Source organism: Fischerella muscicola PCC 7414 (assembly GCF_000317205.1).
Taxonomy (GTDB): Bacteria; Cyanobacteriota; Cyanobacteriia; order Cyanobacteriales; family Nostocaceae; genus Fischerella; species Fischerella muscicola.
Genome location: NZ_AJLK01000207.1, coordinates 35,203 through 47,964 on the forward strand (window position 1 = coordinate 35,203; position 12,762 = coordinate 47,964).

Genomic DNA, 12,762 nt, shown 5'->3' on the forward strand with positions numbered 1-12,762 from the left:
TTTCGATATGGGTTTATAATAATTCCTAATAAACTAAAGTACAGATTTGCTTAATACAAACATTTAATTTTCTAACAATTAGAAGAAATAAAAAAACTCAATATAAACCTTGCATGAAAAAGTAGTATGAGGAAAAATCAATCTTTGTAATTACTTACTTAAATTGATTAACTTAGTAGTTTACAAGGATATATTGAGTAATTAGTATCTTATATTGACAGATAAAGATGAAATTAGGATGAAATTTCAACTATGTGCGAGCGGACATAATAATAAACTCTGCCAGTGTCCCATCCGCAAAATTTCCTAATGCGGGTAATCCTGCAAATTCCAGAACAGTTAGGAACTCATTCACACCTCAACTTGCCGAATAACATAAGGAATTAACCCAAACCTAAAGAGGGTAGAAAAGTTGAGCAACCTTCTTCAGATATAAAGGTTAGGAGCGATTTACCCCGCCAGTCCTTTTTTCCTTCTCGTCTTTGCTAATAGACGAGGTATCCTCCGTCTACAGGTTAAGTCTTCGCTTCTTTCAGATGCTCGGAGACTTCTTGGTAAAGGCTCATAACATGATTGTCTGCCAAACTGTAATATATATTCCGACCTTCACGATGGTATTTAACCAACCGTTGCGATCGCAGAATTCGCAGTTGGTGCGATACCGCAGACTCACCCATCTTTACGGCTGCGGCTAAATCACAAACACACAATTCTCGATTTACTAAAGCAGACATCAATCGCAAACGATTTGGATCGGCTAATGCATTAAAAAACTCTGACATCTGTTGTGCTTTTTCAACAGAAATAATTTCTGGTTGCACCTGGCGCACCCGATCGAGATGAACCAGATAAGCATCACAACTGGGCGCGTCTTCAGAGTGAAGAGACTTCGCTTTGGGCAATGTTAGTTTTTTCATAAGTAGACAAGATTTCGACATCCCTCAAAAAATTGTCAGGTGTAACAGAAGCATCCGTAAATTTTAGTACTGGCAAGTTGCGAGTGTCCTACGATCCGCAGCAGGTGAATGAGGCAACCCTTCGCGATCGCATCACCGCTTTAGGCTATACCGTTATCAGTCCCACTCCAAAGCTGACAGACGACGAAGACCACGACCACAATCGCGGGCATAGTCATGGCACAGGCGAGTTTAATTTGAGGGCAGAACTCCTTCCAGTGCTTTTAGTTGTGGCTCTTTTTGCAGTAGGAATGATTTTTGAGGAACCCTTGCATAACACGCCTTATTGGCTAGGTGAATATGCAGTTTTCATTCCTGCCTACCTGCTAAGTGGCTGGACTGTATTGAAGACGGCTGGACGCAATGTTCTTAGAGGGCAGGTGTTTGACGAAAACTTTCTGATGACCATTGCAACTGTGGGGGCGATCGCCATTCACCAACTTCCTGAAGCCGTCGCTGTCATGCTGTTCTATCGGGTTGGAGAACTATTTCAGGAATATTCTGTTGGGCGATCGCGCCGTTCTATCAAAGCCTTACTAGAAGTTCGCCCTGACACTGCCAATCTCAAAGTTAATGGTTCAGTAAAAGCTGTTTCACCAGAAGCGGTTAGGGTGGGAGATATCATTCTGGTGAAACCAGGAGAAAAAATTCCTCTAGATGGTGAGGTTCTGGAGGGCTATTCTCAGGTTGATACCTCAGCCTTGACAGGAGAATCTGTTCCACGCACGGTAAAGGTTGGAGAAACCGTTTTAGCAGGCATGATTAACAAGACGGGGGTGCTGACCGTTCGAGTCACGAAACTGTTTGGAGAATCGTCGATCGCCAAAATTCTTGATCTAGTCGAAAATGCTACCAACAAGAAAGCAGCGACGGAAAAATTCATCACTCGGTTTGCCCGCTACTATACGCCGATTGTCGTCATTCTGTCGCTGACAGTTGCTCTGTTGCCCCCCTTATTTATTGTCGGTGCAACTCATGAAGAATGGGTTTATCGTGCCCTAATCTTACTTGTCATTTCCTGCCCTTGTGGGTTAGTGATCAGTATTCCACTGGGTTACTTTGGAGGCGTTGGTGGGGCTGCTAAACGAGGCATTCTCGTCAAAGGTTCAGCGTTTCTCGATGCCCTCACCGCCGTTAAAACCGTTGTTTTTGATAAAACCGGAACACTGACCAAGGGCGTGTTCAAAGTCACGCAAATTGTGACTCAAAATGGTTTTTCAGAGTCAGAATTGCTATCCCTGGCAGCAAAAGCCGAAGCTCATTCTAGCCATCCCGTTGCACAATCTATCCGAGAGGCATACGGTCAACCAGTTGATGATGCAGATGTGACCGATTACGAAGAAATTGCGGGTCATGGCATCCGGGCTAAAGTGAATAATCAAACGGTGCTGGCAGGGAACGATCGCCTCCTGCATCGAGAAAACATTGACCATGATACCTGCAATGTAGAAGGTACTGTTGTTCATCTTGCTGTAGATCAACGTTATGCAGGCTACATTCTAATTGCCGATGAAATCAAAGAAGATGCGGCTCAAGCTATTCGAGATCTCAAGCATGTTGGAGTTGAGCAAACGGTTATGCTTACGGGTGATAACAAGGTGGTTGCTCAGGGTGTAGCCAATCAATTAGGTTTAGATTCCTATGTGGCTGAATTGTTACCAGAAGGCAAAGTCGAAGCAATTGAGCAGTTATTGAGGAAATCGGGTAAAGGCAAGGTTGTATTTGTGGGTGATGGCATCAATGATGCTCCTGTCATTGCTAGAGTCGATATTGGAATGGCAATGGGTGGGTTAGGTTCCGATGCTGCCATTGAAACGGCTGACGTGGTGATTATGACTGATGCACCATCCAAAGTCGCCCAAGCGATTCAAGTTGCTATATGTAATCGAAAAGTATGCTTAACAAGCCGCCATTGAATAGGAGGAAGTTGCAAACTATTATCAACATTGGAAACTTCATCATCTGCATTGGCACTTGCATAGCCAACAGAAATTACAGATGCGATCGCCAAAGCAAATGTAGCAGTATAGATCAGCATTCTATTCATAATTTTGGTTGGTCAGGTAGTAAAATATGTCAACTTATTACAGATTAATACTTGGTACATGAATCTTCCTTTAAAAAGGATGACAGCTTGCTATGAAATTACGATGAAATTTTTGCAGCTTAATAAAAATTATTCATTCATATTTCGATAGGTAGCCACAGCTGAGGGAGAACTGCGATTGAGATAGCGGAATATCCAGTATTTGAAAATAGTATCCATTATCACCGGAACAGTAGCAATAAACAGAGAAATAAAACTCTTGTTTTCCGGCAAGCCGTAATGCTTTAAAGTACTTCCTAGAATTATTTCCCAACCATAGGGAGAGTGAAAACCGACAAATATATCTGTAGATAGAATAATTAAAAAAGCCTTAGCAGAGTCGCTTAAACTGTAAGTTATATCGCCAGCAAAAGACCTAAGAATAGATAGTTGTTGCTTACCTATTAAAATTAAAATAATTAATGTGATGACCGTAAGTATATCTGCAAAGACATTTGTCACTGCATTAATACTTTCAATTTTATTTTCTTCTACTATAATACTAGCCTTTTCCTTTAGCTTCTTTTGTACAACTTCCCTAGATAATACTGGAATTTTTCCAATTCGAGCTTCAAAGTAAAGACCTTGCTCAAATCTTTTTAATTCAGCTAAGGCTTTTTCTTCTTGAGAAGAGTTTATGAAAATATCCGACTCTTGTGAACTCCAAAACTTCTCAACTAGGGGAGTAATTATAAAGTTTCTAGAAAGTTGATTTATAAGTAGTGGAACTACAATCAGAATTAATAAAAAACGGATAGATAAAATCGTTTGACGGCGAGAAGCGCGAAACTCTTCAATAACCTTTGTCTCAGTATTTGGATCTAACGTCTGTTGAAATTTTCCTATGGTTCGCAGGATAGATCGGGGAATAAAACTCATCTTTTGAGATGATGGCTTTAATTTCATCTTAACTTGTAATAAGCATTCAAAATTCCAGTTGCACCAATAAGTTAGTGGCACATCTGTAGCGTTTTAAAGAGCTAAAATATTTAAAGCTTAAGTCTCTAAACTCCACTTTATAAAATTGGGATGAAATTAAGATGAAAAATCAGTATTTTAAAAAATATTCTCTCTAATTTAAACAATTCTGCATTTGTATAATTGATTAGAGAAGACGAATCAGAATGCTACTCATCAAAGTTAAAAATTGTCAATAAGAATTTGGTGATATTACTTGCTCCAGATACATCGAGCCAAAATGAACCTGTATCCGGTTCTACAATCAACTGAAAACGAAAAAAACGACAACATAGACGCTTCTGTGCCACGAAATCAGCGATCGCCATTAGTTGGAATACAGTAGATAATGCTGTACTTATTTCCATAGAAGGATGTGGGTTTACAGGAACCTGGTTTTAAGCTGCAAGAGTTATTGGTGTTGAATAGCATCTCTTTGGCTTTCCTGAATGTAATTTTCTTTTAGGTACTCAATATTTTATAAGTAAACAATGATATGAAATAAAAGTGGTTGTTTTATGTCAAATTCCTTAAATACCATTCACTTCCAACGCTTGCTTAATTTACCAGAGTTGAATATTGCTATTTTCTCCTTTCTTCTAAATTTTCTTTGGGAGATGCAGCAAATGCCGTTTTTTCAGCTTACCTCTGAGTTTTCTTGCCTTGATATGATAAGAAACTGTACTATTGCTACCGTAGGGGATGTAGGAATTTCACTTATCGCCTTTTGGGTTGTTGCAGTCGTATCGAAGTCACGCCAGTGGTTTCGTCAGCCACGTTGGTGGCAGGTAAGCAACTTTATTTTAGTTGGTGTTGTAATTACGATTATTTTTGAAGCTCTAGCTACTGGAGTGCTTGATAGATGGGAATATGCTGCTACTATGCCAATACTTCCTTTTTTTGGTACTGGCTTACTTCCGTTGCTTCAGTGGATATTAATACCACCTATAATTGTCTGGTTAGTTAAGCGTCAAATTTCCAATCTCAAGTAAAGTTATTACTTTGAGAATTCGTTCTCAAAAAGCTAATCTGATTGGATATTTAGTCACAGAAATCGCTCCAAATGCGATCGCCACCAGATTCTCTGTCCATATGCTCACTAAATAAATTTAAACCACGTTTTCTTGAGCAAGAGGACATGGATAAGTTGGATTGCCCGTTTCTATTTGAATTGTAGTGTGTTCAATACCAAAATGGTCGTGGAGTTGTTGATTTACCTGGACTAAAAAAGCATCGCCAGGATATCCTGCGGGCATAATTAAGTGAGCAGTCAGAGCTGTTTCGGTGGTACTCATACCCCAGATATGTAAGTCATGTACACTAGTCACACCGGGAAGTTCAGCTAAGAATGTACGGACTGCAAGTGGTTCAATACCTGCTGGTACGGCATCTGTGATCAAGTTGAAAGATTCTTGGAACAATTGCCAAGTACTCACAACAATCACAACAACAATTATCAAACTCACAGCAGGGTCAAACCATAGCCAACCAGTGGTTACAATTGCAATCCCAGCCAGGACTGCACCCACAGACACTGCTGCGTCAGCAACTAAGTGGATAAAGGCTCCTCTAATGTTTAAGTCTCTTTCGCGACCAGACAGAAACATCAAGGCACTTCCCATATTGATGGCAGCTGTCATTAAGATAGCAGTCAACCTTTCTACCGACCCTTCCATCAAAGCCTGTCGCAGAGGTTGTCCTTCTGCCATCCTAGAATTGTAGTTCTCAACCAGCAATAGTCCATTGCGTGTAGCAACGCCGAATAAGGTAATAAATCCTACCATCGAAGCCACAGATAGAATACCTCCAGCTAAGGCAATGGAAATGATTCCACCCACTAACGCCAAGGGTAAGTTTAGCAAGATCATGATGGTGGCAGGAATCGATTTGACAGCAAAGTAAATCAGGACTGCAATAGCAACAAAAGCTAATCCACCAGCCCAAAGTAGAGTTTTTGTGGCTCCCTCTTGCGCTTCAAATTGACCACCGTATTCAATGTAATATCCGGGAGGCAATTGCACCTCTTGTTTAACTTTGTTCCGAATTTCTTTAATCACAGAACCTAAATCGCGTCCAGCCACATTGCTAGAGACAACAATATAACGGGAGACGTTCTCACGGTTAATGGTGTTAGGGCCTGTACCGTAGTCAATTTTTGCAACTTGAGCTAAGGGGATTTTTTGTCCGTTGGGTGTATCAACTAGCAAATCGCGAATGACTTCGATATTGCTGCGGTATTTTTCTTGTAACCAGACAATCAGGTCAAAGGTTTGTTGCTGTTCTAAGATTTGAGATACAGTTCGCCCATTCAGAGCCGTTTCTACCGTCTCTGATAATTCGCCAATACTCAAACCATAGCGAGCAGCTGCGTCACGGTCAAATTGAATTTGCACCTGTTTCATTGGTACTTGCGGTTCTAATTGCAAGTCTGCTAAACCGGAAACCTCACCCATTGCTGATTGTACTTGTTGACCAAGCTGGCGGAGTTGTTCTAAATTGGGGCCAAAAATTTTTACAGCGATCGCACTTCGTACCCCAGAAAGCACTTCATCCATGCGGTGTGAAATGAAACCACCGATATTGGGGACTACACCGGGAATTTTCTCAAATTGCTCCCGAATCATTTCAATCGCTTTGTCTCGGTCTTTTCCTCCCTCTTCACTCAGTTGAATATCTAGTTCTCCGACATTGACACCAGCTACTTCAGTATCACCTTGCGCTCGCCCAGAACGGAACTGAACTGCTTGAATCCGAGGGTCTTTTTTGAGAGTGTTCTCTATCGCCAAACCTACCTGATTGGTAGCATCTAGAGATTGACCAGGCATCAGAATCGTGGTGATCACTAGGGCGCGGTCTTGAAATTCTGGTAAAAAAACTTGCCCTAACGAGGTCATAATTAATATTGAAGCGACAAAACTAGCGATCGCACCTGTCAAAATAATCTTGGGGCGACGTAGAGAAAATTTCAAAAGCGGGCGATACAGGCGGTGAGAAAATCGTTCAACCCAAGTTTCTGTACTTGGTAAACGTCGATTTACTAGCAAAAGGCCGCATAGTGCCGGAGTCAATGTCAGTGCTACTAAGGTAGAAGCCACAATCGACAGCAAATAAGCTATACCCATTGGTGTAAAAATCCGACCTTCCACCCCAGAAAGCGCAAAGATTGGTGCAAAGACGACTGCGATAATGATTGTCGAGAACAGCACGCTCACCCGCACCTCTACTGAGCCATTAAAAACTACTTGCAGTGGTGACACAGGATTGCCTGCTGTCTGGTTTTCTCGCAAACGGCGGTAGACGTTCTCCATATCCACAATTGCATCATCCACTACCGAACCAATCGCCACAACTAATCCGCCCAAAGTCATCGTGTTGATACCTTGTCCCGTCCAATTGAGGATCATCATTCCCAACAACTAAAGATACGGGAATCGCGCTCAAGGTAATGATGATCGTGCGCCAATTCATCAAAAATAGAATCAAGATGACACAAACAATGATCGTGCCATCGCGCAAAGCTTCTTCAACGTTTTTGATAGAGGCTTCGATAAAATCCTCTTGACGGAAGGTTTCAGTTACTTTCACATCTTTAGGCAAACTGGCTTTTAGCTCTTCCATTGCCGCTTCAGCCGCCTTCGTAACGCTTGGTGTATCAGCAGTTGGCTGTTTATTGACAGTCAAAATTACCGCCTTTTTACCCGCAGAACTACCATCGCCGCGTTTGAGTGCAGATCCTATTTGCACATCTGCCACTTGTTCGAGAAGTACAGGTGTGCCATTACTGGCTTTAATAACCGATTTTTTTAGCTGTTCAATAGATTCAATCCGCCCAACCCCTCGCACCAAAGTTTCTTGGTCGGGAGTAATTAAAAATCCCCCTGGTGCATTGGCGTTGGCTGCTTGTGCTGCTTTAGTGACATCATCCAGGGAAACATTGAATGCTCTTAGCTTCGCAGGATCTACCAATACTTGATATTGGCGCTCGTCTCCACCAAATATGACAATATTACTAACGCCAGGGACAGCCAACAGGCGGTTTTTCACTTGCCAATTGACAATTCGCCAAACCTCCATTAGAGGAGTAGTTTCGGAGATGAAGGCGTATTTAACAGTCCATCCTAAAGGCGAACTAACCGGAAGAACCTCTGGATCTTCCACACCTTGTGGTAGCTGGCTACGTGCTTGTTGCAACCGTTCCGTTACCAATTGGCGGGCGCGATAAATTTCTGTATCCCAACTAAAAGTAGCCCTCACAGCCGAAAGACCGACAGCCGAGGAAGAACGCAATGCTTCCAGTCCGGGAGTGCCGTTAATCACACTTTCTATCGGTCGAGTAACTAAGGACTCCACTTCCTCTGGTGCAAGTCCTGGGGCTTCCGTCATAATTTCGACCTGGGGCGGAGCAAAGCTGGGAAATACATCCAATGGCATCTGTGTCAAGACAAAAAAGCCCCAAACAGATATAAGAATGGAGGCAATAACTACTAGCCAGCGTTGAGCGATCGACCATTTAACAATAGAATTAAGCATTACTGGTAAGATAAAGCTTTACTGAAGATAATTCAGCATTCACTTTATCTAGGATGACAGGTTGGAATGAAATTCGGGTGAAATTTCTACAAGGGAGAGTGTGGACGATCGCGATCATTTACAAGCCACCATATCTCGATAATTCATTAGATTTTGATTTATTATTAATGCTAGTTTTGTGATTAACTCTGCGTCTAACTACTGAGTGAAATTTGCAAAATACTCAATTAATTGGTTCAAACCGTCCTAAAAAAGTAGGTCGGGGACGTTTGACAGCAGCTTCTACACGGTCTGACAACATGGGTGTGGGATTACCATTCGGAAGAATTCCTGCACCGAATACTATTGCAACCTGTTCTTTTGGAACTAATTCTGGTTGAACGTAGCGATCGCCATTCGTCATTAAACCTATATAAGCAGTTGCTATTAAAAGTTTTACTAATACACTAATTACTAAACCTAGCAAAATCAATCGCAGGCGACGGAATAACTTGAAATATTTTTCCCTATACTTTTTTCAAAAAATCTCACATAAATGATATTGTGCATAGTATTTCTTTATCTGGGTTAACGAACACTTGATACTGACGTTCATTCCCACCAAATATGACGATATTACTTACACTAGAGATAGGCAACAGGCGTTTTTTCACTTGCCAGTTGACAAACACTACAAGCTTTCAAAATTAGGGAGCATCAGTCAGCTAAATAGCTGCGTGAGTTAACTCCATATTTTTGTAGAAGGGCGATCGCTTGTTTTTCCACTTGTCGGACTCGTTCCCGACTAATGCCCATGCGTTGACTAGTCTGTACTAGGGTAAGTTCGTATCCATCTGCTAAACCAAAGCGTAAGATTAATACTTCCTTTTGCTGGGGAGTCAGCTTTGCTAATAGATTGTGAATGTCTTGATAGAAAAATTCTCGCTCGGCGTAGCGTTCGGGAGATATTCTATCGTCCTCCAGCATATCCTGTAATTGGGTATCCTGCTCAAACCCAATTCGCATATCTAAGGAAACAGGTTGACGAACCAGTCGCAAACATTCTCGAATCTGACTGGGTTCTAGATTGAGTGCTTGGGCGATTTCAGTCACGCCAGCAATGTAACCAAGCTTTTGAGATAACTCTCGCTGAACACACTTAATTTTGTTCAGTTTATCAACCATGTGAATGGGTAAACGAATGGTGCGGGATTGTTGTGCGATCGCTCGTGTAATTCCCTGACGAATCCACCAATAAGCATAAGTAGAAAACTTGTATCCCAGAGTTGGATCAAATTTCTCTACCCCTCGTTCTAGCCCCAATGTACCTTCTTGAATTAAGTCTAGAAACTCAATATTGCGTTTCTGGTATTTTTTAGCAATAGACACTACCAACCGCAGATTAGCCTGAATCATCTTCTGCTTGGCAATTTGTCCTTGATTTAGTTGTTGCAGCAGCACTTCTTCTTTCAACTGCATCTTGTCAGCCCATTCTTGTAGCGTAGGTTCACGCTGTAATTTTTCAGATAGTTCTTCCTTCGCAGTCACCATTGCCATCATTTGCTGAACTTGTCTAGCAAAAAAAAATTTCTTGCTCAGGGGTTAACAGAGGTACACGTCCAATTTTATGCAGATAGATACCCACTGTATCTGCTATAGATGAAAATTCGTTATTATTGCTCTTAACTTTAGTTGGTTGAGATGCTGAGTTAGGCATGAATAAGTTAGCCTCCATTGAATAAATTCAAATGTTTATCAAATCATAAATAAACACAAATTAATCCAGAGTATTTCTTCGAGCAGTGACACACTATCAGCAGTTTATGTAAATAAATCAGCTTGAATAAATATATCTTGCGTTGGGGCTGTTGATTGTTGGTTGTTGTTTGTTGGTGGGGAGAAAGTAGCAATTCATACTTGTTTACATAGTTTGATTTATTTTCACCGATTTGCTTACACCTAGAAATTACCTTTGATACTATGAGCCAGTAAACGAATTCACTGACTGTACTTGATCAAAATTGCAATGCCAACTAATTTTCCAAAACCACCCCAGCTACCTTCCCATTATCCACAACAGCCGCACTTCGCTTAGGTAACAAATACTTACCAAATTTTGAGTACAAAGCTGGCAAAACCAGCAAGGTTAACGCTGTAGAAGTAAACAAACCACCTAAAACTACTATCGAAAGTGGTTGCAAAACTTCCTTACCTGGCCCCACTGCAATTACTAACGGTACTAATCCCAAAGCTGAAGTAAATGATGTCATTAAAATAGCATTGAGTCGTTCCATTGACCCAGCTATGAGAATTTCTTTCAACGACATTCCAATCGCAAACTTGGTCATGTAATTATCTACTAAAAGCAGTCCGTTACGAGTGGCTACACCAAATAAAGTCACAAAACCTACCAAGGAAGCGACTGAGACAACGCCCCCTGTTAAAGCTACAGCAATTACACCTCCGACTAAAGCGATGGGCAAGTTAATCATAATCATTGCTGTAGAAGCAATGGATTTGACAGAAAGATACATTAATACCGTAATCACTACGAAGGAAATAGCACTGAAAATCAAAATATTTTGTGAGGCTCTTTCTTCGGCTTCAAATTGACCGCCATACTGAATAAAGTAACCAGAGGGCAATTGCACTTGTGCCTTGACTTTGTTTTGAATTTTATTGACTAGCGATCGCAAATCTTTGCCCTGAGCATTAGCAGATACTACAATTAGACGGGAGACATTTTCCCGGTTAATTGTATTGGGGCCAGTGCCATAAGTAACCTTAGCCACCTTAGCTAAAGGAATTTTATTTCCCCCTTCATTTCCCCCTGGAGAAGGGATATCAACTAATAAATTTTCAATTGTTTGTAAATTATTACGGTATTGTGGTTGTAACCATACCACTAAATCAAACCTTTGTTGCTGCTCCAAAACTTGCGATACTGTTTTGCCATTGAGCGCAGTTTCAATTATGTTAGATAATTGCCCAACAGTTAAACCATAACGTGATGCGGCAACACGGTCAAATTTTATTTGAATCTGTTCGATGGGAACTTGCGGTTCTAATTGTAAATCCACTAGCCCAGACACAGATGACATTATACCTTCAACTTGTTTACCAATTCTGCGGAGTTCTTCTAAGTCTGAGCCAAATATTTTCACAGCAATTTGACTTCTGACCCCAGATAATATTTCATCAATTCTGTGAGAAATAAATCCACCAATATTCGCAGCTGCACCCGGTACTTTATTAAATTCTTCTCGCAACCATTCTACCGTTTCTTTACGTTTTTCCATTCCTTTGTCGCTTAAGCCAATGTCGAGGTGAGCGAGATTTACGGGTGCTGCATCTGGGTCATTAGGGGCGCGTCCTGCTCGTAATTGCACATATTTTAACCTGGGATCATCTTTAAGTTTATTCTCCAATACAAAGGCGGCACTGTTAGTAGCTTCTAAAGATGAACCTGGATAAAGAGCTAAAGTATTGACCAAAGTTGTTTCTTGAAATTCTGGTAGAAAAGCCCGTCCCAAAGCTGGAAAAATCACTATTGCCGCTATCATTCCTGCCACAGCCACAGAGATAATAATCATGGGACTGCGGATAGCAAAATCTAAACAAGGATAGTATAGCCGCTTGAAAATTCGGGGTATTAATGGTTCTTTTAACGGCATTTTTCCGTGTGGAAGTAAAATCGCACACAATGCCGGACTTACCAGTAATGCTTCTAAACTAGAAACCATGACCACTACTAGATAAGTTATGCCCATTGGGCCAAAAATTCTACCTTATACACCTGCGAGGGCAAATATTGGAGAAAAGACGACAATAGTAATTAAAGTTGCCCCAATTAGAGATTCTTGAACTTCCTGTACTCCTTCAAAAATAATTTCTAGTACTGGACGAGGTTTGGAAGAGTACTTATTTTGTCGCAACAAACGAAAAACATTTTCCGCATAGACGATGGCATCATCGATCGCTGTCCCAATGGCTACGGCTAATCCTCCCAAAGTCATTGTATTCAGCCCTAAGCCCAAAAAAGATAATACTTGCAATGAAAATATAAAAGTCAGAGCAAAATTCAACAGCACAACTCCCAGAGTCCGCCAATTCATCAAAAAAGGAATGAGGATAAGTGCTGCAATTATGCTGCCTTCCACCAAGGTGATTACTGTGGAAATAAGTGCCGCAATTACTACTAACCAACGTCGAGAAATTACCCATCTAGCGACTGCACTAATCATTATTTATTAT

At 41.1% G+C, this 12,762-nt stretch carries 10 protein-coding genes and 2 pseudogenes; 3 read left to right on the plus strand and 9 right to left on the minus strand.

The window, feature by feature from the left end; genetic code table 11:
• Positions 1-515: 515 nt before the first annotated feature.
• The gene (locus UYI_RS0131000) at positions 516-917 is read right to left on the minus strand and encodes an ArsR/SmtB family transcription factor (protein ID WP_016870572.1); all 402 of its coding nucleotides are present in this window, start codon (positions 915-917) and stop codon (positions 516-518) included.
• A gap of 32 nt (positions 918-949) precedes the next feature.
• Here UYI_RS0131000 and UYI_RS0131005 point away from each other — a divergent pair, with 32 nt between their 5' ends.
• Positions 950-2,872, plus strand: a complete 1,923-nt coding sequence (locus UYI_RS0131005; protein ID WP_081589283.1) for a heavy metal translocating P-type ATPase — start codon at positions 950-952, stop codon at positions 2,870-2,872.
• On the opposite strand, the gene UYI_RS35505 is transcribed toward UYI_RS0131005, so the two are convergent.
• From UYI_RS35505 to UYI_RS0131015, 3 genes are all read right to left on the minus strand, one after another.
• Positions 2,824-3,003, minus strand: a complete 180-nt coding sequence (locus UYI_RS35505; RefSeq protein ID WP_071588906.1) for a hypothetical protein — start codon at positions 3,001-3,003, stop codon at positions 2,824-2,826. The genes UYI_RS0131005 and UYI_RS35505 overlap by 49 nt on opposite strands.
• A gap of 129 nt (positions 3,004-3,132) precedes the next feature.
• Positions 3,133-3,948 carry a CemA family protein gene (locus UYI_RS33840; RefSeq protein ID WP_235148051.1) on the minus strand — a complete coding sequence of 272 codons (816 nt, stop codon included), beginning with the start codon at positions 3,946-3,948 and terminating at the stop codon, positions 3,133-3,135.
• 221 nt (positions 3,949-4,169) lie between these two features.
• Complete coding sequence (locus tag UYI_RS0131015; protein WP_016870575.1) at positions 4,170-4,367, minus strand: hypothetical protein; 198 nt, start codon at positions 4,365-4,367, stop codon at positions 4,170-4,172.
• Positions 4,368-4,517: 150 nt separating this feature from the next.
• Here UYI_RS0131015 and UYI_RS0131020 point away from each other — a divergent pair, with 150 nt between their 5' ends.
• Entirely contained in the window at positions 4,518-4,991 is a 474-nt protein-coding gene (locus tag UYI_RS0131020) for a hypothetical protein (RefSeq protein WP_016870576.1), read from the plus strand.
• 117 nt (positions 4,992-5,108) lie between these two features.
• Here UYI_RS0131020 and UYI_RS33845 read toward each other — a convergent pair whose 3' ends face one another.
• Both UYI_RS33845 and UYI_RS38220 read right to left on the minus strand, forming a co-directional pair.
• Positions 5,109-7,406, minus strand: coding sequence for an efflux RND transporter permease subunit (locus UYI_RS33845; protein WP_326930443.1), 2,298 nt, complete (start codon positions 7,404-7,406; stop codon positions 5,109-5,111).
• Positions 7,321-8,529, minus strand: a complete 1,209-nt coding sequence (locus tag UYI_RS38220) for an efflux RND transporter permease subunit (RefSeq protein WP_167325082.1) — start codon at positions 8,527-8,529, stop codon at positions 7,321-7,323. The genes UYI_RS33845 and UYI_RS38220 overlap by 86 nt, the downstream gene beginning before the upstream one ends.
• Positions 8,530-8,582: 53 nt before the next feature.
• Between UYI_RS38220 and UYI_RS39915 the strand changes: the two genes are divergently transcribed.
• Complete coding sequence (locus UYI_RS39915) at positions 8,583-8,711, plus strand: hypothetical protein (RefSeq protein ID WP_268742382.1); 129 nt, start codon at positions 8,583-8,585, stop codon at positions 8,709-8,711.
• Positions 8,712-8,752: 41 nt separating this feature from the next.
• Here the strand turns inward: UYI_RS39915 and UYI_RS33850 are convergent, their stop codons facing one another.
• The 3 genes and pseudogenes from UYI_RS33850 to UYI_RS33860 all read right to left on the minus strand — a co-directional run bounded on the left by UYI_RS33850 (position 8,753) and on the right by UYI_RS33860 (position 12,752).
• Complete coding sequence (locus UYI_RS33850; RefSeq protein WP_235148052.1) at positions 8,753-8,995, minus strand: hypothetical protein; 243 nt, start codon at positions 8,993-8,995, stop codon at positions 8,753-8,755.
• Between the two features lie 230 nt (positions 8,996-9,225).
• Positions 9,226-10,225 (minus strand): annotated as a pseudogene (sigB, locus tag UYI_RS33855) (sigma-70 family RNA polymerase sigma factor SigB).
• Positions 10,226-10,541: 316 nt separating this feature from the next.
• Positions 10,542-12,752: pseudogene (locus tag UYI_RS33860) on the minus strand (efflux RND transporter permease subunit).
• Between the last annotated feature and the right edge of the window lie 10 nt (positions 12,753-12,762).